Origin of the sequence: Nocardia sp. CA-107356 (genome assembly GCF_050946365.1) — a bacterium.
GTDB lineage: Bacteria > Actinomycetota > Actinomycetes > Mycobacteriales > Mycobacteriaceae > Nocardia.
Map to the genome: position 1 here is coordinate 2,006,355 of NZ_CP191992.1, position 22,365 is coordinate 2,028,719.

Consider the following 22,365-nt stretch of genomic DNA (forward strand, 5'->3'; position numbering starts at 1 on the left):
TTGAAATGACGCCGGAATCCTGGTTCTCAACGTAGCAACTGCAGCGGCGGAAATTAATTGTCCCGAAACACAATTGAGTCGGGTGTTTTTCTCCCATGGGGGGTGTTGACGGTGACCGGCGTCACCCGGTAGCGCGTGGAATCCGCTGGTGAGCGGGGTCATCCGGGCCTTGTTGTCACTGCACGCGGGCGAGAAGAATCAGCGGAAAACTTGTGATCGGAGACAATGAGCCGGTTGGTTACGAGATTTATTGGTAAATGCCGTCGTTGGGTAACGTGCAGTCATGCCCGTTGTCCTACCCCCGTTGTCCGGAGATGCCCCGATAATCGCCCGACTGGTCCGTCGGTTACCCGAAATCGCCGAACGCATGCTCGCGGCGGGCCTTGGATCGACGCCCCCGGCCGCCGATCTGCCGGACGGGCATTTCACCGAGGAGGTGCTGCCAGCGATCGCCGGATGCGGGCGGGCCTTCCTGCGCGCGCTTCAGGAGCAGCGCACCTTCACCGGGGCCGAGGTGGTCGAGTTCGTCGGGCCGGTGGCCGGGCGGCATGCCGAGGACCGAATCCCGCTCGGGCTGTTGATGCATGCCGTACACGGCTCCGGTCAGGCCATCCTGCAGGAGGCGGCGGCGGTGGCCGAACCCGAGGATATGAACGATCTGATCGCCTTCGGTGGTCGGCTGCTGGACCTGCTGCGGGATATCAATGTCGTGGTGGTCGAGGCGTATACCGATGTCGAGCAGTCGATCTACCACGCCGAACGCGAGGCGCGTCGCGCACTGTGTTCGGCCCTGTTGCGCGGCCAGCCCGCCGAGGAACTGGCCGCACGCGCGGATGTCGTTCTCGCGGAACGCTATACGGTGCTCGCCATCCACATCCGCCCGGACGATCACCCGATCGTGGTCGCCGATCTGCTCACCCGCCGCCGCATCCGGGTGCTGCAGCGGGCATTGGACGGTATCGCCGGGACCAAGGCGCTGAGCACCTTCGACGGCACCACCGGAATCGCCCTGCTGCCGAGCGGATCCGACTCCAAGGAGTATCAGCGGCTGGCCGCCGAACTCACCGAACAATTCGGCGTCGATGTCTTCCTCGCCGAACGCCGTGCGGTCGAACGGGATCTGCTCCCGCACGCGGTTCAGGAGGCGACCGATCTGGCCGAACTCGCCCGGCTGCTCAACCGGCCGAGCGGTCTGTACGACCTCGACGATCTGCTGCTCGAGTATCAGCTCACCCGCCCGGGTCCGGCCCGCGATCGCCTCGCCGACCGCATCGCACCACTGCTATTGCGCCAGCACCTGTTCGAGGCACTGGAAGCGCACCTGCGGCATGGATCCGATCGCAAGGCCGCCGCCGCCGAGGTCCACGTGCACCCCAATACCTTCAGCTACCGGCTCAAGCGCATCGCCGAACTCACCGGCATCGATCCGAGCGAACCCAACGGCTCCCGGCTGCTCGCCGCAGCACTCACCGTGCACCGCTTCTATCCGGTGGTCGAGGAGACGGAGGTCGTCGAGGCGGACTGATCTTCGCCGGAGTTCGCGCCGCACACGCTGCCGGGCTGCGCTGCATTCGGGTGCCCGATCCGGCGCCGCCGACCCAGGAAACCCCGCGACTCGCGCACCGGCTGTATCCGGATCTGCACCACCTCGTGGACTACATCGCGGCGGCCAAACGGCTGGACACCCGTGCCGGAATGAACCGGTCGGCGTGGAGAACCGTGAGGTGAGGGAGACACTTGGGCCGCAACGCCGCGGCGGTCGATAACCCCAGGAGAGCGCCTCATGTCGACGATCAACGGTATACCCGCCCATGTGCTGCTGGTGCACGTCATTGTCGTATTCGTACCGCTGACCGCGGTCCTGCTGATCCTGTCGGCACTCTGGCCGGCAGCGCGCCGTCGGCTGATCTGGCTGGTCACGGCACTGGCCGCGATCACCGTCGCGCTGACGCCGGTGACGACAGAGGCGGGGGAATGGCTCGAGCACAAGCTCGGCGGATCACCGGCGATCGATCTGCACGCGGACCGCGGCAACACGATGATCTATTTCGTGGTGCCACTGCTACTCGTCACGGCCTTGCTCATCGTCGTGCACTTGCGGGCCGAGCGCGGACGGCCGGTGGCACGCGCCATCACCGTACTGGCCGCGGTGCTGGCGATCATCGTGGGCGGTGCGGCGCTCGTGCAGGTGTACCGGGTGGGGGATTCCGGCGCACATGCGGTGTGGGGTGCCCAGGCGCCGGCGGCGAGGGCCACGCCGGAATCTCCGTAGCGGGCGGCGAGATGTATCGCACCGGTTCCGATGATGACCAGTTCCGGAAACCGTGGCCCTAGGTGGGAGGGACCAGGCCGTGCTTGTGGGCGTACACCACCGCGTGGATGCGGTCACGAACACCGAGTTTGGCGAGTATCCGGGAGACATGGGTCTTCACCGTTTCTTCGCCGACGCCGAGGGCCGCGGCGATCTCGGCATTGCTGAGCGCATCGGCCAAGAGCAGCAACACTTCTCGTTCGCGTGCGGTGAGTTGTTCCACTTCCGGCGGGGTGTGCGGCGGTGCGAGTGTGCCGGCGAAGCGCGATATCAAGCGTCGGGTCATCGATGGATCGATCAGTGCATCGCCGCGGGCCGCGATGCGGATGGCGGCCACCAGTTCTTCCGGTGGCAGGCTTTTCAGCAGAAATCCGCTGGCTCCCGCCTGGAGTGCGCGGTAGAGGTTGGCGTCGCTGTCATAGGTGGTGAGCACGAGGACACGGGTGCCGCCTGCCGCGACGATGGCCGCGGTGGCCGCGAGCCCGTCCAGCTTCGGCATCCGCACATCCAGAATCGCGACATCCGGTCGCAGCCGGGCGGTTTCGGCGATCGCGTCCCGGCCGTCGCCGACCTCGGCGACACATTCGAGATCGGCCTGACTGTCGACCACGGCGCGCAGTCCGGAGCGGAACATGCTGTGGTCGTCGGCGATCAGCACGCGGACCGATGCGCTCACGATCCTCCGATCGGTAGGGAAACCCTGGTATACCAATGGGTTCGGGTGTCGTCGGGACCGAATCGCAATTCGCCGCCGAACAATTCGGCGCGCTGCCGGATGCCGCCGAGACCGCGGTGCGCGGTCGCGTCGTTCCGGTCGGCGGTGTCGGCGAGCGGGTTGACCGTCTCCAGCACCACTCGGTTGGGCTGGTAGTCGACCACCAGGTCCGCGTGCGCGCCGTCGCCGTGGCGCAGGGCATTGGTGAGCATCTCCTGCACGATCCGATACAGCGTCAGGTTCAGCGAGTCCGGCAGCTCGACCGCGGCACCACGCACGGTGAATTCGACGGCCAAACCGGCCGCGCGCACCCGTTCCAGCAGGTCATCGATATCGGCGAGTCCCGGTTGACGCTGACCGTCCTCCTCGCGCCCGTGCAGCAGGTCGAGCTGTCGGCGCAGGTCGACCATGGCCGCCCGGCTGCTCGATTCCACCGCGGTCAGTGAGCGGGTCGCGGCGGCATTGCCGGTGTCGGCCATGGCGATTCGGGCCGCACCGGCGTGGATGCCGATGGCGCTGACGTGATGGGAGATCACATCGTGCAGATCTCGGGCGATGGCGGCGCGTTCCTCGGCCACGGCGCGGGCGAGCGCGGTCCGTTGCTCCTGCTCGCGCAGTTTGGCCTGCTGCTCGAGATCGGCGATATAGGCGCCCCGTGCCGCCGTGTATCGGCCGACCAGCCACGGCACCACGCCGACCGATACCGTCGACGCCAGCAGCAATCGCCAATCGTGCGAGGTATTGCTGCCGACGAGCAGATGCGCGGTCGCGCAACCGGTGCACAGGGTGATGACGGTCGCGACCGATTTCGGGCCGACCATCCAGGCTCCGGCCCGATATCCGGCCACCAGGAATCCGACATCGGCGAATCGGGCGGCGAAGCCGTGCCGGTGCAGCATCACGGCCTCCACCAGCCGTAGCGCCACCTGGATCACGGCGACCGCACCCGCGGTGCGCGGCGGCGCGGCCAGTGCGAGATCGGCCGCGACGATTCCGATCAGCACCGCGGTCGCCTGCCAGGGCGCCACCGCGAAGATCCCGTTCAACATCAGCATCGAGGCGTCGACAGCCGCGGCCACCACTGCGACCACCAGTGATTGGCGCGCCAGCGACCTGCTCACATCCAACAGTTCGCCACCACCTTCGCGCTGTCCGAGAGTCCGGGTCGAGCCGTCCGCGGGCGATCCTACTCAGCATTCGCCGCGGTGCTCGTGACCGCACTCTGCCCGGATTCGCGCCGCGGTGCATCCCCCGCACGAGGGACGGTCGATCCCTCGTCAGCGCGATGTTTGCGCAGGCCAGCGGCCGTAACGTGGCGGTCGACGCAGAGCAGAGGAGCCCTTGTGAACGGTGCGCAGCTATTCATCTACGCCTTACCGGCGTTTGCCGTACTCATGTTCGTGGAGTGGATCGAATATCGGCGCGATCCGGATCGCCCGGCCAACGGATATTCCGGGCGGGATACGGCGTCCAACATCGCCACCTACCTGCTCGGTCGATTCCTGAAGCCGGTGTTGCAGTATCTGATTCCGTTCTCGGCGGTGGTGGTCGCTGCCGCGATCACGCCGCTGCACCTGTCGCCGCACAGCTGGTGGGTGTGGGTGCTCGGGCTGGTGGTCACCGATTTCTGCTACTACTGGGCGCATCGCGCCGACCATCGGGTCCGGCTGCTGTGGACCTCGCACAGCGTCCACCATTCCAGTCAGTACTTCAATCTCTCCACCGCCATCCGGCTGCCGTGGGTGCATCCGGCGGCCAGCATCGTGCGTGGATTCGCTTGGGTGCCAGCGGCTTTGCTCGGTTTGCCGCCGTGGATGATCTTCCTGCTGCAGACCATCGGTTTGCTCTATCAATTCCCGATCCATACCCAGCGCATCGACACCCTGCCGCGCCCGATCGAGTTCCTGTTCAATACCCCGGCCCACCACCGGATCCACCATGGTTCGAATCAGCCCTACATCGACAAGAACTACGGCGGCGTCTTCATAATCTGGGACCGCATGTTCGGCAGTTTCGCCGCACAGAGCGAACCCATTCGCTACGGCCTGACCAAGAACATCGACACCGACAACCCGCTGAAGGTCAACTATCACGAACTCGGCGTACTGATCAGCGATGTGCGCCATGCGAATACGTGGAAGGGCCGCCTCGGCTACATCTTCGGCCCGCCCGGCTGGTCGGAAACCATGCGACCCGAAACCGTGCCCGCCCTCGCCACCGAGTCAGCGGTCAAGGGATCTGTCGCCGCCTAGCGTCGTGACCAGTGGCGGCTGCAGGAGCTGCGCGCCAGTGCGGATCAGCCAGGCGCGCAGACTCATCAGCCCTGGGTGTAGTGAACGCAGTTCGTCATCGGCGCGGCCACGGCCGAGCGGCGTTTCGGGCGCGCGGAACGATATGCCCGCGGTCACGCTGGCGGGCTTGCGCACCGGGAAGTCGGCCAGGTGCGATGCGGTCTCAGCTCGAGTGGGTGAAGACCCGGATCGCGGTGATATGGCGGGTGTCGGTGGCGAATTCGATGAAGGCGACGCCGTGGGCCGCATCGAGTCGGACGCTGGCGCTCACCGTTCGACCGGCGGCGATCAGCTTGTCCCACTGCATATTTCGGGTGCGGTTGGTGAACTCCTCGAGTGAGATCCTGGTTCCGGCGGGCAGTTCGAGGATCGTGTGGTCGCTGAGCAGTCGCCGCACCCGCGCGATATCGGTGGCCGCCGCGGCCGAGAACACCTCGGCCGCGGTACGTTTGCCCGCTCGCCCGACGCTGCGCAGTGCGCGCATCATGCCGAGCATGCCGTCGAAGCCCTGGTTGGCGATCAGCTGTGGGCCCAACTTCAGTGCCGCGCCCAGTCCCGGCAGGCCGGTGCGCAGCAGCTGCACGATCATCGCGGCTAATTCCCAGTGCGCGGCCAGTCGGGTGATCTTCCAGACGCCGTCTTCCTCGACAAGGTCGTAGCGCAGATGCATCGGAACGGCCACGGTGGCGCCGGTCGACATGGTGGTCCGGATGAGCAGGTCGCGGACCACCGTCGGTGGGCCGACGAAGTCGTGGTTGATCTGGAAGGCGATGGTGTTGGGGCCGATGAAGGTGTCGTAGAACCGTTCGATCGCGGCGCGGCCGATATGCGGACGCGACCCGACCGGATCGTTGACGGTGGCGTCGGCGGCGAACAGGTCGACCCAGGCCGCCTTGTCGTGTGCCGCTACCGCGCGCGGTGACGCCTGGACGGCCGCGAGTAGGTCTTGGGCTGTGGAATCCAGCGGCATGACAGTTCCTCCTAGCTACTGCGTCACATGGTAGAACATGTTCTAATTTTGGCGCCGTGGGTTCAGGAGAACCGCCCGGCGTCCCGCTCGACAAGGACTCCCATGGATTGGTACACCGGCAATACCGCCTACGACACCGCGCTGACGATCGCCTTCGCCTTCGCGGCATTCGTGCTGGTCGGCGGTCTTTTCGCGCAGAGTCCCTACGGTCGCTTCGGTACCACGAAGCTCGGCTTCAACCTCAACCCGAAGCTCGGCTGGTGGTTGATGGAGATTCCGGCGACGGTGGTCTTCGCGGTGTTCTATCTGACCGGTCCGGACCGGTTCGAACCGACCTCGCTGGTGTTGGCCGCGATCTGGGTGCTGCACTACGGCAACCGCGGCTGGTTCTTCCCGCTGTCCATCCGCCAGGTCCCCGGTAAGCGCAGCAGCTTCAATGTATCGGTGATCGCCGCGGGCATGTTCGTCACCGCAATGCACGGCTACCTCAACGGCGCGCTCTTCAGTCATGACTACCTGCACCAGTACGGCACCGACTGGCTGACGGACCCGCGCTTCCCGATCGGTCTGGTCACCTACCTCGGCGGCTTCGCGCTGCTGGTCCGTTCCGAGTCGATCGTGCGCAATCTGCGCGATAAGCACAATCCGGGCGCGACCGAGTATCGGATTCCGCACGGTGCGGGTTTCCGGTTCGTCACCAGCCCCGCCTACCTCGCCGAGTTGATCGCCTGGGCGGGCTTCGCGCTGCTCACCTGGTCGTTGGCCGGTGTGGTGATCTTGTTGATCACCGCGGGCAATCTGGTGCCGCGGGCTTTCGCCACACACAAGTGGTACCGGGAGAAGTTCGCCGATTATCCGGTCGATCGAAAGGCATTGATCCCCTTCGTTATCTGAGAAGTCATACAGTGGGGTGATGGCGATCATCGATGCTTGGGCCCAGCATCCGACGGTACGGCTACTGCGGCACGAAATGCTCGACTCGCTGCGCCGCTGGACCGGTGACACCATTCCGGACCAGCCGCCACCGGTCTCGATGACGCTGGCGGCCATGGACGCGGGCGGGGTCGATACCGCATTGATCAGTGCCTGGTACGGGCCGGAAGGTGTACTGATCTCCAATGACGAGGTGGCCGGTTTCGTCGCCGAATCCGGGGGCAGGCTGGTCGGCGTCGCCTCGGTCGACCTGCGCAAGCCGATGGTCGCGGTGCGCGAACTGCGCCGCGCGGTCACCGAATTGGGGATGAAGGCGCTGCGCATCGTGCCGTGGCTGTGGGGTCTGCCGCCGAACGACCGGCGCTACTATCCGCTCTACGCCGAATGTGTCGAACTGGGTATCCCGTTCTGCACGCAGGTCGGGCACACCGGCCCGCTGCGCACTTCCGAAACCGGCCGCCCGATCCCGTATCTCGACGATGTCGCACTGGAGTTTCCCGAACTGGTCATCGTCGGCGGACATATCGGCTATCCGTGGACCACCGAAATGATCGCGGTGGCAACGAAATACCCGAATGTCTACATCGATACCTCCGCATACACGGTACGCAGGTATCCGCCAGAACTGGTGGCCTACTTGAAATCTCACGGCCGCGGCAAGGTGCTCTTCGGCACGAACTATCCGATGATCCTGCCGCAGCGGGCACTGGCGGGACTCGACGATCTCGGCTTGGACGACGAATGCCGCGAACTGTTCCTGTCCGGCAATGCGAGTCGCATCTTCGGCTTGGCGAAGTCCGACTGAGAGAAATCGTCGTTGTCTGGTAAGTATGGTGGCTTGCCAGTATATTTGGGCGGTACGTGAAGTCGGCCGTCGAATTGGGGGCGTCGGTTTGATACAGGCACGTAGTAATCACCCATCTCCGCCCGCTGACAGCCGTAAGTCTCACCGCTGCTCCGATACTTCTCGGTGGCGAGGAGGTGCTCGCCACCGGAGCGGGCGGGGCGGTGTTCGCAATGCAGGTCACGTCGGCACATGCACACGTCGCGAAGCTGTACATCCACGGCCGCAGCCCATCTGGATCGCGGAGCCGCGCCGCCTATCGCCGCGCCCGCATCATCGCCTCCTGAACCGACGTGTCGGATTTCGAAACCGGTAGTGACACGACAAAAAATCCCTGCGGAGGAGGACATTATGAAGACTACCCAAATTCCCGGCCCCGTCGAACAGGTAATCCGGCGGATGCGCACCATCAAAGACGAACTCGATCCGCGAGACGGAGTCGCGAGTTTCAACAACATGTACCTGCGCGTCACCGAATTGGTGGGACAGCAGATCACGGAAGGATTCTTCGCGGGCCCTGAATTCGTCGAACGCCTCGATGTGAACTTCGCGCAGCTGTATTTCGACGCGGTCGCCGCCGCCGAACGCGGCAAGCGGCCCAAACCGGTCTGGCGACCGGTCTTCGATTCCCGATCCAACCGCACCGTGTGGCCGTTGCAGTTCGCGCTCGCGGGTATGAACGCCCACATCAACCACGATTTGGCGGTCGCGGTGGTCGAAACCTGTAAGGAGCGGGGCACCACGCCCGATACCGAACCGGTGCATGCCGACTACCTCAAGGTCAACCAACTGCTGGCCAAGATCGAGGCGGAGGTCCGGGCGGAATATGAACCCGCGCTGCTGAAGCTGACGACCAAGGACGCCGAAGCGCTGAAGCACATCCTGACCAGTTTCAGCATCAGCCGCGCCCGAGACAGCGCTTGGGCCACCACACAGATGCTCTGGATACAACGCGACAACAGCCTGCTCCGCGGAATGACGCTGCGAGCCCTCGAGGAAACCGTTGCCGCCGCCGGTCGAATGCTCCTGACACCGGTCGTTCCCCCGCCAGCATGACTATCGGACGACTTGGCCGATGCCGTGAACCGGTTCGGCCAAGTCGTGCTGCGGCCGCATCGACCTGCTCGGTGCGATGCGCCTATGGAACGAACAGAGTGAGCAGTGGCGTCTGCCACAACAGTTCGGCCGGGCCGCCAGCAAGGCCCGCGGTGCGGCAGACCCGCGCGGACGCGCGAACTCCCGCCAGTAGCGGGTAGTTGTGTCCACCGGCTTGGTCGAGCTTCCTCGAAGTGTCTGCACCACAGCGGAATTGACGTCGCGCTGCCGCTGGCTCGACCTGGCGGTGCTGTTGTCCATCGGCGGCCGGGAACGTACCGCCGCCGAATATGGCGACCTGCTCGCACGCGGCGGCCTCCGGCTACGTCGTGTGGTGGCGACGGCCGGGCCGCATTCGATCATCGAGGCGGTGCCGGATGTGGGGGAGAACTAGAACTCGCCGTAGGTCGCCGGGTCTGCCAGCGCGCCCTCGGCGGTCCGCAATCGGTCGGTGAGTGCCGTGAGTAGGTCCATGGACTCCGTGGACAGCCCGAGCGCTAGATGGACGAGGCGGCGTAGTGGGCTACTCATGATCTGACTCGCCACGAGAATGTCGTGGTCACTGGGGCTTGGCAGGTAGTCGAGATTCACGGCGCGGTTCTCACAATCTGTCATCTGTTCCCGGAATACCCGTCGCTACAGCGGTTACTCGCGCTACAGCAGGTACGGTCATCGGACCTCGATGCGCAGGTCATCCGGTTCGAACCACTCCGGCACTGTGACGCACATCGCACAGAGTCCTTCGTTGTGCCGTGGTCGAATGTTTCGCTGTTCGTCCGGTCTTGATCATGGACATTAGCGTCTAATATTCGGGCAAGTGGAGACCACCCCTCCGATCGACCCCTACCGAAGGGCAGAACAGTGGCGTTCGCCGACTACCAGAACGAGATCTACTTCGCTGCACTCGGTGGGCGCACCCCGGATTTCCCGATGGACTACGCGACGCTCGAGGCGAAGGCCGCCGCCGCACTGCCCACGTCGCTGCACTCCTATATCGCGGGCGGTGCCGGTGACGAGCTGACCCAGCGGCGCAATGTCGAGGCGTTCGCGGACTGGGGTGTGGTGCCGCGGATGCTGGTCGGCGCGGCGCAGCGCGACCTGTCGGTCAGTGCATGGGGACTCACTTTCCCCAGCCCGATCTTCATGGCCCCGGTCGGTGTGATCGGATTGGTCGGGGATAAGCACGGTGATATCGCGGTCGCCGAGGCCGCCGCGAAAACCGGTGTGCCCGCGGTCTTCTCGACGCTGATGGAGGATCCGCTGGAGGAGGTCATCGGGCACGCTGGTACGACGCCGAGCTTCTTCCAGCTGTACACGCCCAAGGACCGCGATCTGGCCGCGAGTCTGGTGAGCCGGGCCGAGACGGCCGGATATCGCGGTATCACCGTCACATTGGATACCTGGGTGCCCGGCTGGCGTCCGCGCGATCTGTCGAGTGGGAACTTTCCGCAGTTGCGCGGGCACGTCTTGAAGAACTACACCACCGATCCGGTCTTCCGGAAGATGGTCGGTTCCGACGATCCGCAATCCATCGTGCTGCACTGGGTTCAGACCTTCGGAAATCCGCTCACCTGGGACGATCTGGCGTGGCTGCGATCACTGACCGAGTTGCCGATCGTTCTCAAGGGCATCTCGCATCCCGAGGACGCGCGCCGGGCGATCGATGCGGGCGTCGACGGCATCTACTGCTCCAATCACGGTGGACGCCAAGCCAATGGCGGTCTCAGTGCGCTCGAGACACTGCCCGGAGTGGTCGAAGCATGTGACGACCGGGTACCGGTGCTCTTCGACTCCGGTGTGCGCTCGGGCACCGATGTGATCAAGGCGCTCGGGTTGGGTGCGACGATGGTCGGCATCGGCCGTCCGTACGTGTACGGCCTTGCGCTGGGCGGGGTTTCGGGTCTGGTGCACGTGCTCCGGATGCTGCTGGCGGAGGCCGATCTGCTGATGGCGGTCAACGGGTATCCGGATATCGCCGCGGTCCGCGCGAATATCCGGCCGAGTCGCTGAATCAGGGCGTCATCAGGCTGACCAGGAAACGGGTCAGCACCTCGGTGACCCCGGCGAGGTCGGTGCCCGGATCTCCGGTACTCCACTGCTGCACCAGGGCGAGCAGCGCACCGAAGTATCCGGTCACGGCGGCGTTGAACCCGCCGGGCGGCACGAAATCCGGTCCGAGCGCCCGCCGGATCTGGTCCTCGAAGAATGCCATCCACAGGTCGCGCTGCTCGAGCCTGCGCTGCTCGACCCGCTCGCTGACGCCGACGACCTCGACATGTGCGATCCGGGCCCGGCGCGGGTCGCGACCGATCGACTCCGCATAGGCCCGCACCGCCGCCTGGGCCCGGCCGAGGGCATCACCGGGGGCGGCCGCGGCCGTCGCGGCGGTGACCGCCTGCCTGGTTTCGACCTGGATCATGTCGTAGACCGCGATCAACAGCTCCTCGCGATTGTCGAAAAGCTCGTAGAACTGGCTGCGTGCCAACCCGGCCGCCCGGCACAGCGCGGTGATCGAGCTGTGCTGATACCCGCGCTTCCCGAACACCGCGACCCCGGCGGCCAGGAACTCCTCGCGCCGCTGGGCCCGGCGGTCGGCGACGGGTCGTCCGTCGTACATCCGCGATGAAGGGCCAGCAGTCACCGCAGGACCATAGCGGTCCCGGGCGGACCGGGTCGTGGCTGCGGTGTGCGGCTCGACGCGAGTGCCACTACCGTGGGGCGGCGAATCGGGACCCGATCGCTGGGAGATGAGCGTGTCATTATCGACGATCGAGCACACGGCGCCGCCGTCCGCGGAACACAACGTGCCGCAGCGCCGCACCATCCCCACCTTCGCCTACTGGGCGATCTCGGTGCTCGGGGCGGCCGCCGGTATCTGCTACCTCGGGCAGGTTCTCCACACGCCGCAGGTGATGATGCATCTGATGGATCTCGGCGTCTACCAGATCGCCGGGAACCGTGTGGTCGACGGGGTTTCCGTCTATGACACCCCGCTACTCGGCCACACGCGCGGCGTCTGGGAGTTCGTCTACACGCCGTTCGCCGCGCTGCTGTTCGTACCGCTCGTCGATCTGCACGGCGAGCTGTACACCTATGTCGGCGCATTCGGGAACTTCGCGATGCTGACCGGGTCCGTCTGGGCGGCATTGTCGATGCTCGGCTACCGGCGCGACCGGCGATTGGTGCTCTTGGGTCCGCCGATCGCCGGATTGCTGATGTGGTGCGAGCCGGTGCGCGAAACCATGGCCTTCGGGCAGATCAACATCTTGCTGCTGTTGCTGGTGCTCGCGGATATGGCGCTGCCCGACTCCTCGCGCTGGAAGGGGGTGCTGACCGGGATCGCGGCCGGAATCAAATTGACCCCCGCCTTCTTCGTGATCTATCTGTTGGTCACCCGCAGGTACCGCGCCGCGGTGACGGCGATCGGCGCATGCGCGGCGACCGTGCTCATCGGTTTCGCGGCACTGCCCAAGGATTCGCTGACGTACTGGAGCGGTGCCTTCGTCGATCCCACCCGCGTCGGCGTGCCGGAGAATCCGCGCAACGAATCGCTGCGTGGGCTGCTCGCCCGGACCATCGGCGTCGATGGTGCGCACCAATTGCTCTGGCTGGTAGCCGCTTCGGCCATCGCGGCGGTCTGCCTGCTGCTGGCGCGGCGGCTGTCACTGACCGGACGCGAACTGCCCGCCGTCGTGCTCTGCGGACTCACCACCACCGCGGTCTCCCCCTACAGCTGGGTGCATCACTGGGTCTGGCTCGCACCACTGTTGGTCTACCTGGCCGATCTGGCGTTGCGCCGTGGCGGTGTCGCCGCACCGCTCGGACTGTTGGTGGCGCTGGCGGCCGCGTCGGGTGGTCTGATCGCCGTCCTCGATCCCACCGTGGTCAGCATCTTCGACTATCCCTCGGGCAACCACCTCACGGTGTTCTTCCACAACGGCTACGTCTGGCTGACGCTCGCGCTGTTCGGGGCTGCCGCGGTGTGGTTGCGTCGCTCAGTGCCAACCGGTCGCGATTCGTACGCGCGGCGCGACGGCGTCAATGGGGCAAAAGCGGGCATGTCGGTGATCGAATAGGCGCATAATCCGGACAAGGCTGCTCGGCGATCGGAAGGTGGCGACGGCCGTGAGTACAACTCAGTTGGAAGTTGTTCGGCCCTATCCGCGGCGGGTCGGGCCAAAGGGCTCCTATCTCTGGAAAATGATCACGACCACCGATCCGAAGGTGCTCGGGGTCATGTACTTGACCACCGCCATGACCTACTTCTTCATCGGTGGTCTCATTGCGCTGCTGATGCGCGGTGAGCTGGCCCGCCCGGGCATGCAGTTCCTGTCGACGGAACAGTTCAACCAGCTGTTCACCATGCACGGCACGATCATGCTGCTGTTCTACGCGACGCCGATCCTGTTCGGTTTCGCCAATTGCGTCCTACCGCTGCAGATCGGCGCGCCGGATGTGGCATTCCCACGACTCAACGCCCTCAGTTACTGGCTGTACCTGTTCGGCGCGACGATCGCGACGGCGGGCTTCGTCACCCCCGGCGGCGCAGCCGACTTCGGCTGGACCGGCTACGTCCCGCTGAGCACCATCGAGCATGCGCCGGGCGCTGGCGCGGATCTGTGGATCATGGGCCTGGCGGTCTCCGGTGTCGGAACCATTCTCGGCGGCGTCAATATGATCACCACGGTGATCTGCCTGCGGTGTCCGGGCATGACGATGTTCCGGATGCCGATCTTCACCTGGAACATCCTGGTGACCAGCATTCTCATCCTGCTCGCCTTTCCGATTCTGACCGCGGCGCTGATGGCGCTGGCCTTCGATCGGCATCTCGGCGGGCATATCTACGATCCTGGCACCGGCGGAATCCTGCTGTGGCAGCACCTGTTCTGGTTCTTCGGACATCCCGAGGTGTATATCGTCGCGCTGCCGTTCTTCGGCATCGTCACCGAAATCTTCCCGGTGTTCAGTCGTAAGCCGCTATTCGGCTACACCACCCTGGTGTACGCGACGCTGTCCATCGGCGCGCTATCGATCGCGGTATGGGCCCATCACATGTACGCCACGGGAGCCGTACTGCTGCCGTACTTCTCGTTCATGACCTTCCTGATCGCGGTGCCGACGGGCGTGAAGTTCTTCAATTGGATCGGCACCATGTGGCGCGGGCAGCTGACCTTCGAGACGCCCATGCTGTTCTCGGTCGGCTTTCTGGTGACGTTCCTGTTCGGCGGTCTCTCCGGTGTCATCCTGGCCAGCCCGCCGCTCGACTTCCATGTCACCGACAGCTATTTCGTGGTCGCGCACTTCCACTATGTGCTGTTCGGCACCATCGTGTTCGCGACATTCGCCGGTATCTACTTCTGGTTCCCCAAGATGACCGGCAGACTGCTCGACGAGCGCCTCGGCAAATGGCACTTCTGGACCACGCTCGTCGGCTTCCACACCACCTTCCTGGTGCAGCACTGGCTCGGCGCCGAGGGTATGCCGCGTCGTTACGCCGACTACCTGCCCTCTGACGGATTCACCACGCTGAATACCATTTCCACGATCGGTGCCTTCATCCTCGGCGCGTCGATGCTGCCGTTCATCTGGAACGTCTTCAAGAGTTACCGCTACGGTGAGGTCGTCACCGTGGACGATCCGTGGGGTTACGGCAATTCGCTGGAATGGGCCACCTCCTGCCCGCCGCCGCGGCACAACTTCTACGAGTTGCCGCGGATCCGGTCCGAGCGTCCCGCTTTCGAGCTGCACTACCCGCACATGGTCGATCGAATGCGCTCCGAACTGCATGTCGGCTGGGGCTCGGACGCCAAACACGCCGCTGCGGTCGCGGAACACGCGAAGGCCGAATCCGAAGCACCTCAGGCGGAACCGTAGCCAGCGCGGTGCGTTCGCAACCGATATCGAATATCCGCAGATCCGGTCACGCCCCGGTCGTGGCCACCTTCGACGTCGCCTGATCGATCCGCCATGTGACGTGCGTCGCATCCCACGCGGCCCGGGAACTGGTGTCGCGCCGCGGCCGACGTATGTGCGAGGGCTGGCACGTCCGATGCCCGTCACACATCTTTCGTTTCGAGGATTGGTGGAAAACGTGCAGGTGAAGCGCTCGCCCGACCACCTCATCTGGTTGATCGCGGCGGTCGCCGCCGGCGCGCTCGTCCTCGTCTCGGTGATCGCGGCCGGTGATATGCCCTACCGCTCGGCGGGTATCGGGTATCCCGGATTCCTCGATGTCCTGAGCTATGTCGCGCTGCGGGTGGTGGCGGCGCTGGCGGGTGCGGTCACCGTCGGCGCGCTGATCTACGCACTGTGCTGCACCGTGATCACCGCGCGCGGGCGCGTCGATGTGGACGGGTACGCCGGGGTCCGGGTGGCCGAGCGGGCGAGCCCGGTGTGGCTGGCTTCGGCGCTGATCCTCATTCCGATGAGCGCGGCGAATGTGGGCGGACTATCGATGAGCGCCGCGCTGGAGCGCGGTGCGATCGGCGCGCTGATCGATGCGAGTGAGAAGCCCAAGGCGTGGATCGTGGTCGCGGCGCTGGCCGGTGTCGTCGCGCTCGTGACGCGGCTGACCTTGGCATGGACCGGTCTGGTCGTGCCGACCGTGCTCGCGCTGCTCGCGGTGCTACCGCCCGCGATGGTCGGCAATGCGGGGGAGGGACCGGATCACGACTTCGGGACCGGCGCGATGATCATCTTCCAGCTGGCGGTCTCGGTGCTGCCGGGTGCGGCGTGGTGTGTCGCGGCGCAGGTGGGCCGCAACGGTTCCCACGTATCGACCGCGGTTCGGCGCTACGCGCGCATCGGCCTGCTGTGCCTGGCCGCCGCCACCGTCAGCGGGCTGGTACTCGGCGCGATCCTCGTGCCGTGGTCGGCACTGTTCGACACCGGCTACGGGCGGCTCGCACTGTTCGTGGTCGCGGCGGCCATCGGCATCGGACTGATGCTGAGCAGGATTGCGGCCGAACCGGATTCGCTGCCTCGCACCGGACAGCTGATCGCCGGTACCGGTGCGCTGTCGGTGGTGACGACGGCGGCATTGGTGTCGATGGCGGTACAACCCGCCCCGGCCTTCGCCGATCGGTCGTTCACCGCGCAGGAGGTCTTCCTCGGGTTCGATCTGCCGGACAAGGCCGACCTCTGGCAGCTGATGACCATGTGGCGCTTCGATATCGTCCTGGGCACCGCCGCGTTGGCCGGTATCGCGCTGTACTTCGCCGGTGCGCTGCGACTGCGGCGGCGCGGCGACACCTGGTCGCCCTGGCGCACCCTGTCGTGGACGAGTGGCTGTGTGGCCCTGCTGATTTCGACCTCATCGGGGATCGGCAGCTACGGCTACGCCATGTTCAGCATGCACATGATCACGCATATGGCCCTGAATATGTTCGTGCCGGTGCTGCTGGTGCTCGGCGCGCCGGTGACCCTGCTGCTGCGCACCGTGCCCGCGGCGCCGAAGGACGCGGTTCCCGGTGTGCGCGAATGGGTGCTGTGGATTCTGCATTCGCGCCCGACCGCGATACTCGCCCATCCCGGCACCGCAATCAGCGCCTTCGTGGTCTCGCTCTACGGCCTGTACTTCACGCCGCTGTTCGAGAACCTGATCCGCTATCACTGGGGGCACGTGCTGATGAACGTGCACTTCCTGATCATCGGCTACCTGTTCTACTGGGCGATCATCGGCATCGATCCCGGCCCGCGCCGCCTGCCGCATCTGGGCAGGTTGGGCATGTTGTTCGCCATCATGCCTTTTCACGCCTTCTTCGGTGTCGCGGTGATGTCGATGAACACCATCATCGGCGAGCGGTTCTATCAGCAACTCCAATTGTCATGGCATCTCGACCTGATGGCCGATCAGCGGGTCGGCGGCGGTATCGCCTGGGTCTCCGGCGAAATCCCGATCCTGCTCGTGGTGGGCGCACTGCTGACCCAGTGGGTGGCCCAGGATCGCCGCACCGCGGTGCGCACCGACCGCAAGGACGACGAGTACGGGGATTCCGAACTCGCCGCCTACAACGCGATGTTGGAGAAGTTGGCGCAGTCGCGCCGCTGACTCAGCGCGCGAGCCGAACGCGGCGCAGCCGCAGACTGTTGGAGACCACGAAGAACGACGAGAACGCCATGGCCGCACCGGCGATCAATGGATTCAGGAAGCCGAGCACGGCCACCGGGATGGCGACCACGTTATAACCGAAGGCCCACACCAGATTTCCCTTGATGGTGCGCAAGGTGGCATGCGCGAGTTCGATGGCATCGGCGACGGCCGCGAGATCATCGCGGACCAGGATCACATCGGCGGCCGCGATCGCGACATCGGTGCCAGCCCCGATCGCCATGCCGAGGTCGGCGGTGGCCAGCGCCGCGCCGTCATTGATGCCGTCACCGACCATCACGATGCGGCGGCCCTGCTCCTGCATGCCGGCGATGAGTTCGACCTTGCCCTCCGGAAGTAGTTCGGCGACAACCTCATCGATGCCGATCTCGTCCGCGACCGACTGGGCGGCATAGGCGTTGTCACCGGTGAACATCATGACGCGCAGACCGAGCGCGTGCAGCCGGGCGATGGCGTCGGCGGCGCAGTCCTTGACGGTATCGGCGACCGCGATCACTGCGTGGGCCGCGCCGTCGACCACGACCAGCACCACGGTGCGTCCGGCCCGTTCCTCGTGGCGCACCGCACGACTCAGCTGCTGCGGTACGGCGATGCCGCGATCGTGCAGTAGGCGCAGGCGTCCGACCAGCACCTCGCGGCCCGCGACAACGCCACGCGCACCCAATCCCGGTAGCGCTGCGAAGGATTCGACCTCGGGCAATTCGTCGAGCGTCGCCGTGGCATGCCGGGTGATGGCCGCGGCGACGGCGTGTTCGGAGGCTGCCTCCACCGCACCGGCCAGCCGCAGCACGTCGGTTTCGGTCAGCGCATCGGTCACGGTCACCGTGACGACGCTCATTACGCCGTTGGTGACGGTTCCGGTCTTGTCCAGCACCACCGTATCCACATCGCGGGTGGCCTCGAGCGCCTGATGGCCCTTGATGAATATGCCCAATTGCGCACCGCGGCCGGAGGCCACCATCAGCGCCGTCGGAATCGCCAGCCCCAGCGCGCACGGGCACGCGATCACCAGCACCGCCAAGGCGGCGCAGGCGGCCCGGTCGACACCGGAACCGAGCAACCACCAGATGAGGAAGGTGCCGGCCGCCACGGCGAAGACGAACGGGACGAACACCGCCGAGACCCGGTCGGCGACGCGCTGCATGCGCGCCTTCCCGGTCTGTGCCTGTTCGACCAGCCGGATCATGCCGGACAGCTTCGTATCCGCGCCGACCGCTGCGGCTTCCACGATCAGGCGACCGGTCAGTGCGGTCGTGCCGCCGATCACCGCCATCCCCTCGATCACATCGACCGGTATGGATTCGCCGGTCATCGCGCTGGCATCGACGCTCGATGCACCCGAGACCACCAAGCCGTCGGTCGCAATGGTTTCGCCGGGACGCACCACGAAGCGCTGTCCCTCGACGAGTTCGCCGATGGGAACCCGCATTTCGCGTTTGTCGCGGGTCAGCACCGTGACCTCGCGGGCGCCGAGCGCGGCGAGTGCCCGCAGTGCGCTGCCCGCCGAACGTTTGGCCTTCGCCTCGAAATACCGTCCGGCGAGCACGAATGTGGTGACGCCAGCGGCGGCTTCGAGGTAGATCGAATCACCGGACCAGAACGCGTCCCATACACCGTCGGGGGTTTCGGTCCGGTCCGCGTGCAGGAACATGGTGTCCAGTGACCACAGCGTCGCGGTCGTCACACCGACCGATACCAGGGTGTCCATGCTGGCGGTGAAATTCTTCGCACCCGCCAACGCCTTTCGGTGCAGCGGCGCGGCCGCCCACACCACTACCGGCAGCGCGAGCACGGTCAGCATGACCTGCCAGCCGGTGATCCTCGTCGCGGGCACCATCGCGAACATCACCGAAAGATCGGCAAGTGGAAAGAACAGCAGCAACGCGACGACCAAGCGGCGGAACACATCGCGGACCGCGGCCTCCTCGGGGGCCGAGGAGATCGGGCCGGTGCCCTCGATGATCGGCTCCGCGCCGTAGCCCGCCGAGATCACCTCGGCGCAGAGCTGTTCGGCCGAAATATCCTCGGCCGCATCGACGGTGGCGACGCCGGTCGCGTAGTTCACCGATGCGAGCACGCCGTCGACCTTGTTGAGCTTGCGCTCCACCCGGTTGGCACAGGCGGCACAGGTCATTCCGGACACCGCGAGCGAGATCCGGGTGGTGGCGGGCGGCGGCACGGTGGCGCGGCCGGGCCCACCCGTCGCGCCCTCCCTCAATGCTGTATTCATGCGGTTCCGTTCGGTCAGGCGGCAGGATCTCGGGTCGAGCGCAGATGGCCGGTGCGGCGGCCGAATCGTGCGCCGGGCGGCAGGACGAGGTCGGTGGGCACCGGATTGCTCGTCCGGGTCGGTGGTGCGGTTTCCGGTCGGCGGGTGCGATGTACCACCACGACCAGCACCAGCGCGGCGACCAGGATGCCGTGCGAGAGCACCCGGGAGATCGGCACGGCTCCGGAGTACAGATCACCGATGACGAATGCGGTGAGTGTCGCGACCAGTACGCCGAGCACCGGCAGCACCCCCGAGGTCGCATGCGGCCGCACCGCGCAACAGATGAACCCGATGCCGATCGCGAGGCTCCACGCGGTGGACTCGTTCATCAGATGCCGGGTCGGCTCGGCGCCGTGATGGTGGGTCATACCGAAGTCGAATCCGGCGAACTGACCGATCGCCACTGCGCATTGCACGACGCCGAGCAGGCCGAGCAGCAGCCTGGTCCACTCGGGCCGGCCGACTCCGGACAATGCGGTGCGCCACCGCGAGCCGCGCGGGCGTTGCAGGTCGGCGGCGGCGAAGATGGCGTCGGTGAGGTCGGGTGCGTACCGCGAACCACTGCGCAGCAGGCGCGAGGTCTCTACGGCGGCGACGTACCAGGAGCAGCACCGCGCGCACTGTTCCAGGTGTTCATCCACGCGCGCCGCGGGCACGGCTTCGCGTTCGCCATCGATCCGGGCCGACAGTGCGGTCCGGCATATCTTGCACTCCACGTCCACATTGTCGGCTGGGCCGATCGCAAAGTTCCCACCGGTTGCTCCCGACGCCCGCCGAGGATGCCGCGACGACTCGGCTGGCACTCGCGGCGGCGATACGCGGATGTCCGGTGGGGACGGTGCGGTTCCCGGTGGCGCGTGCGCGTGCGGACCTGGTCCGCCACCACCCGTTTCGGCGGCCAGCGCCGCGCCAACGGCTGATCCGCGCGCACGCTGGTCTCACTCGGCGGCCAAAGGTTGTGCGGCGTAATGCAATCGGACGATGCCATCGTCGTGTTGCCCGGCCCTTGCATTGACGCCGAAGACAGTGCGCAGCAGTTCGGGGGTCATGACCTCGAGTACCGCGCCCGCCGCGACGACCGTGCCGCGATCGAGTACGACCAGGCGGTCGCAGCAGCGGACGGCAAGGTCGAGTTCGTGTAGCACCGCGAGGGTGGTGATGCCGGTCGAGCGGACCAGGTCGAGTAGTTCGAATCGGGCGCGCACATCGAGATGGTTGGTCAGCTCGTCGAGGACGAGCAGGCGCGGCTGCTGTGCCAGCGCCCTGGCCAGCAGGACGCGTTGGCGTTCGCCGCCGGAGAGGGAGCCGATGGCGCGATCGGCATAGGCGGTGACACCCGTTCGCGCCATGGCCTTTTCGACGGCCTCGTGGTCTGCCGGGGTATCGCGGCTGAAAAGTGCGTGGTGTGGATTGCGGCCGAGACCAACCATTTCCGCGACGGTGAGTTCGGGTGATCCGGCCCCGTTCTGCAGGACCGATGCGGTGGTCCGGGCCGCACCGCGCACGGACATTCCGGTGATATCCGAGCCGTCGATCAGCACCATGCCGCGGTCGGGCCGCAATGACCGGTAGATCGTCCGCAGCAGCGTCGTCTTACCGCTTCCATTCGGCCCGATCACCCCCACCACCGCCCCCGGCGGCGCCTGCAATGTCACCGCGTCCAACACCTGCGCACCCCCGAGCCCCACATTCACCCCGACAATCGACAGCTCGGCGCTCCGAGTACGCGGTGGCCCAACCGCGCTGCCCGGTGCACGGCTGGGGTGTCCGATCATGCGAGGCCTCCGTCACGGCGCAGCAGCCAGAGGAAGAAGGGTGCGCCGAAGGCAGCGGTGAAGATGCCGAGTGGGAGTTCGTCGGGGGCGTCGATGGTGCGGGAAAGCAGATCCACCGCAACCAGATACGCCGCGCCGAGCAGTGCGGCAAGGGGCAGCACCCGCCGGTGGCCCATGCCGCAGGTCAGGCGCACCAGATGCGGAACCATCAAGCCGACGAAGCCGACTCCGCCCGCCACCGCGATCAGTACGCCGGTCAGCAGCGAGGCCAGCACCAGCAGAACGATGCGGGTGGTGCGGACGTCGACGCCGAGTGCGGTGGCCTGTTCGTCACCGGTGCCGAGCACATCGAGACGTCGGCCGAAGGCCAGTACCACGGCGACGACCACGACTACCACCAGCGTGACCGGGCCGAGTCGGGACCAGCTCGCGCCGGAGACACTGCCCATGGTCCAGAACAGCACCGCGCGTAGTTCATTCGGAGTGGCGCGCAGTTGCAGGTAGTTGGTCGCCGCCAGCAGCAGATAGCCGACGGCGACACCGGCCAGCACCAGGCGGGTGGGTGCCAGTGTGCCGCGCCGCTGTCCGAGTGCGAAAACGACTGCGGCGGTGCCGATCGCGCCGAGGAAGGCGGCCGCGGACACACCGATGCCGCCGAGTGCCGCCCCCGCGGTGACGATGACCGTCACCGCACCGAGCGACGCGCCGGAGGACAGGCCGAGCACATAGGGGTCGGCGAGCGAATTGTGCACCAGCGCTTGCAGAATCACGCCGGAGACCGCCAGCCCGCAGCCGCACAGTGCGGCCAGGATGACCCGGGGCAGCCGATAGTTCCAGACGATCTGGTCGACGGTGAACCCGACGTCGGCTGTCCTACCGGATACGTGGGCGAGGATGACCCGGCCGGTATCGGTGATCGAGACGGTGACCGATCCCACGGCGATGGATACCAGCATCACCGCGAACAGAATGGCCAGCGCGATGGTAATCGCGATGGGCAGAGGTGTGGCCGCCAGCAGACGCCGTTGTCGAGAGGTGCGCGTCATCGG

General features: G+C 66.1%; 21 protein-coding genes. 12 read left to right on the forward strand and 9 right to left on the reverse strand.

The window, feature by feature from the left end:
- Positions 1–283: 283 nt before the first annotated feature.
- The 3 genes from ACQP1G_RS08980 to ACQP1G_RS08990 are packed head-to-tail and all read left to right on the forward strand — an operon-like array spanning position 284 to position 2,272.
- On the forward strand, positions 284–1,525 hold the full coding sequence (locus ACQP1G_RS08980; protein WP_433200701.1) for a PucR family transcriptional regulator: 1,242 nt from the start codon (positions 284–286) through the stop codon (positions 1,523–1,525).
- 50 nt (positions 1,526–1,575) lie between these two features.
- Positions 1,576–1,728 carry a hypothetical protein gene (locus ACQP1G_RS08985; RefSeq protein ID WP_433200704.1) on the forward strand — a complete coding sequence of 51 codons (153 nt, stop codon included), beginning with the start codon at positions 1,576–1,578 and terminating at the stop codon, positions 1,726–1,728.
- Positions 1,729–1,783: 55 nt separating this feature from the next.
- Positions 1,784–2,272 (forward strand): DUF2231 domain-containing protein, encoded by a 489-nt coding sequence (locus ACQP1G_RS08990; RefSeq protein WP_433200707.1) that lies wholly within the window; start codon positions 1,784–1,786, stop codon positions 2,270–2,272.
- Between the two features lie 58 nt (positions 2,273–2,330).
- On the opposite strand, the gene ACQP1G_RS08995 is transcribed toward ACQP1G_RS08990, so the two are convergent.
- Together ACQP1G_RS08995 and ACQP1G_RS09000 are read right to left on the reverse strand one after the other, a co-directional pair.
- Positions 2,331–2,987: a response regulator gene (locus ACQP1G_RS08995; protein ID WP_433200710.1), complete on the reverse strand. Its 657-nt coding sequence runs from the start codon at positions 2,985–2,987 to the stop codon at positions 2,331–2,333.
- A complete protein-coding gene (locus ACQP1G_RS09000) occupies positions 2,984–4,147 on the reverse strand; it encodes a sensor histidine kinase (RefSeq protein WP_433208336.1) in 1,164 nt (387 codons plus the stop codon). The genes ACQP1G_RS08995 and ACQP1G_RS09000 overlap by 4 nt, the downstream gene beginning before the upstream one ends.
- 222 nt (positions 4,148–4,369) lie before the next feature.
- On the opposite strand from ACQP1G_RS09000, the gene ACQP1G_RS09005 reads away from it, so the two are divergent.
- Positions 4,370–5,278 carry a sterol desaturase family protein gene (locus ACQP1G_RS09005; RefSeq protein WP_433200713.1) on the forward strand — a complete coding sequence of 303 codons (909 nt, stop codon included), beginning with the start codon at positions 4,370–4,372 and terminating at the stop codon, positions 5,276–5,278.
- Positions 5,279–5,480: 202 nt separating this feature from the next.
- Here ACQP1G_RS09005 and ACQP1G_RS09010 read toward each other — a convergent pair whose 3' ends face one another.
- Positions 5,481–6,287: an SgcJ/EcaC family oxidoreductase gene (locus ACQP1G_RS09010; protein WP_433200716.1), complete on the reverse strand. Its 807-nt coding sequence runs from the start codon at positions 6,285–6,287 to the stop codon at positions 5,481–5,483.
- 102 nt (positions 6,288–6,389) lie between these two features.
- Between ACQP1G_RS09010 and ACQP1G_RS09015 the strand changes: the two genes are divergently transcribed.
- The 4 genes from ACQP1G_RS09015 (at position 6,390) to ACQP1G_RS09030 (ending at position 9,553) form a co-directional block, all read left to right on the forward strand.
- Positions 6,390–7,181: a 3-oxo-5-alpha-steroid 4-dehydrogenase gene (locus ACQP1G_RS09015; RefSeq protein ID WP_433200719.1), complete on the forward strand. Its 792-nt coding sequence runs from the start codon at positions 6,390–6,392 to the stop codon at positions 7,179–7,181.
- Between the two features lie 19 nt (positions 7,182–7,200).
- A complete protein-coding gene (locus tag ACQP1G_RS09020; protein WP_433200722.1) occupies positions 7,201–8,025 on the forward strand; it encodes an amidohydrolase family protein in 825 nt (274 codons plus the stop codon).
- Between the two features lie 390 nt (positions 8,026–8,415).
- A complete protein-coding gene (locus ACQP1G_RS09025; RefSeq protein WP_433200725.1) occupies positions 8,416–9,120 on the forward strand; it encodes a DUF5995 family protein in 705 nt (234 codons plus the stop codon).
- A 202-nt stretch (positions 9,121–9,322) separates the two neighbouring features.
- Complete coding sequence (locus ACQP1G_RS09030; protein WP_433200728.1) at positions 9,323–9,553, forward strand: hypothetical protein; 231 nt, start codon at positions 9,323–9,325, stop codon at positions 9,551–9,553.
- On the opposite strand, the gene ACQP1G_RS09035 is transcribed toward ACQP1G_RS09030, so the two are convergent.
- Positions 9,550–9,690, reverse strand: a complete 141-nt coding sequence (locus ACQP1G_RS09035) for a hypothetical protein (RefSeq protein ID WP_433200731.1) — start codon at positions 9,688–9,690, stop codon at positions 9,550–9,552. The two genes, ACQP1G_RS09030 and ACQP1G_RS09035, sit on opposite strands and share 4 nt — an antisense overlap.
- Positions 9,691–10,020: 330 nt before the next feature.
- Between ACQP1G_RS09035 and ACQP1G_RS09040 the strand changes: the two genes are divergently transcribed.
- Positions 10,021–11,169 (forward strand): alpha-hydroxy-acid oxidizing protein, encoded by a 1,149-nt coding sequence (locus ACQP1G_RS09040; protein ID WP_433200734.1) that lies wholly within the window; start codon positions 10,021–10,023, stop codon positions 11,167–11,169.
- 1 nt (position 11,170) lies between these two features.
- On the opposite strand, the gene ACQP1G_RS09045 is transcribed toward ACQP1G_RS09040, so the two are convergent.
- Positions 11,171–11,800, reverse strand: coding sequence for a TetR/AcrR family transcriptional regulator (locus ACQP1G_RS09045; protein ID WP_433200737.1), 630 nt, complete (start codon positions 11,798–11,800; stop codon positions 11,171–11,173).
- A gap of 112 nt (positions 11,801–11,912) precedes the next feature.
- Here ACQP1G_RS09045 and ACQP1G_RS09050 point away from each other — a divergent pair, with 112 nt between their 5' ends.
- From ACQP1G_RS09050 to ACQP1G_RS09060, 3 genes are all read left to right on the forward strand, one after another.
- Positions 11,913–13,235: a glycosyltransferase 87 family protein gene (locus ACQP1G_RS09050; RefSeq protein ID WP_433200740.1), complete on the forward strand. Its 1,323-nt coding sequence runs from the start codon at positions 11,913–11,915 to the stop codon at positions 13,233–13,235.
- Between the two features lie 37 nt (positions 13,236–13,272).
- Entirely contained in the window at positions 13,273–15,033 is a 1,761-nt protein-coding gene (ctaD, locus tag ACQP1G_RS09055) for an aa3-type cytochrome oxidase subunit I (RefSeq protein ID WP_433200743.1), read from the forward strand.
- Between the two features lie 208 nt (positions 15,034–15,241).
- Positions 15,242–17,209 (forward strand): cytochrome c oxidase assembly protein, encoded by a 1,968-nt coding sequence (locus ACQP1G_RS09060; RefSeq protein ID WP_433200746.1) that lies wholly within the window; start codon positions 15,242–15,244, stop codon positions 17,207–17,209.
- A 1-nt stretch (position 17,210) separates the two neighbouring features.
- On the opposite strand, the gene ACQP1G_RS09065 is transcribed toward ACQP1G_RS09060, so the two are convergent.
- The 4 genes from ACQP1G_RS09065 to ACQP1G_RS09080 all read right to left on the reverse strand — a co-directional run bounded on the left by ACQP1G_RS09065 (position 17,211) and on the right by ACQP1G_RS09080 (position 22,362).
- On the reverse strand, positions 17,211–19,499 hold the full coding sequence (locus ACQP1G_RS09065) for a heavy metal translocating P-type ATPase (RefSeq protein ID WP_433200749.1): 2,289 nt from the start codon (positions 19,497–19,499) through the stop codon (positions 17,211–17,213).
- Between the two features lie 14 nt (positions 19,500–19,513).
- On the reverse strand, positions 19,514–20,257 hold the full coding sequence (locus ACQP1G_RS09070) for a zf-HC2 domain-containing protein (RefSeq protein ID WP_433200752.1): 744 nt from the start codon (positions 20,255–20,257) through the stop codon (positions 19,514–19,516).
- A 222-nt stretch (positions 20,258–20,479) separates the two neighbouring features.
- The gene (locus ACQP1G_RS09075; protein WP_433200755.1) at positions 20,480–21,316 is read right to left on the reverse strand and encodes an ABC transporter ATP-binding protein; all 837 of its coding nucleotides are present in this window, start codon (positions 21,314–21,316) and stop codon (positions 20,480–20,482) included.
- Positions 21,313–22,362 carry a FecCD family ABC transporter permease gene (locus ACQP1G_RS09080; RefSeq protein WP_433200758.1) on the reverse strand — a complete coding sequence of 350 codons (1,050 nt, stop codon included), beginning with the start codon at positions 22,360–22,362 and terminating at the stop codon, positions 21,313–21,315. Before ACQP1G_RS09080 ends, ACQP1G_RS09075 begins: the two co-directional genes overlap by 4 nt.
- Between the last annotated feature and the right edge of the window lie 3 nt (positions 22,363–22,365).

Bases quoted from the DNA above. Each gene is read 5' to 3' on its own strand.
- ACQP1G_RS09025 (WP_433200725.1), top strand. From the start codon at position 8,416: ATGAAGACTACCCAAATTCCCGGCCCCGTCGAACAGGTAATCCGGCGG.
- ACQP1G_RS09010 (WP_433200716.1), bottom strand. From the start codon at position 6,287: ATGCCGCTGGATTCCACAGCCCAAGACCTACTCGCGGCCGTCCAGGCG.
- ACQP1G_RS09080 (WP_433200758.1), bottom strand. From the start codon at position 22,362: ATGACGCGCACCTCTCGACAACGGCGTCTGCTGGCGGCCACACCTCTG.
- ACQP1G_RS08990 (WP_433200707.1), top strand. From the start codon at position 1,784: ATGTCGACGATCAACGGTATACCCGCCCATGTGCTGCTGGTGCACGTC.
- ACQP1G_RS09035 (WP_433200731.1), bottom strand. From the start codon at position 9,690: ATGAGTAGCCCACTACGCCGCCTCGTCCATCTAGCGCTCGGGCTGTCC.
- ACQP1G_RS09015 (WP_433200719.1), top strand. From the start codon at position 6,390: ATGGATTGGTACACCGGCAATACCGCCTACGACACCGCGCTGACGATC.
- ACQP1G_RS09075 (WP_433200755.1), bottom strand. From the start codon at position 21,316: ATGATCGGACACCCCAGCCGTGCACCGGGCAGCGCGGTTGGGCCACCG.
- ACQP1G_RS09065 (WP_433200749.1), bottom strand. From the start codon at position 19,499: ATGAATACAGCATTGAGGGAGGGCGCGACGGGTGGGCCCGGCCGCGCC.
- ACQP1G_RS09020 (WP_433200722.1), top strand. From the start codon at position 7,201: ATGGCGATCATCGATGCTTGGGCCCAGCATCCGACGGTACGGCTACTG.
- ACQP1G_RS08980 (WP_433200701.1), top strand. From the start codon at position 284: ATGCCCGTTGTCCTACCCCCGTTGTCCGGAGATGCCCCGATAATCGCC.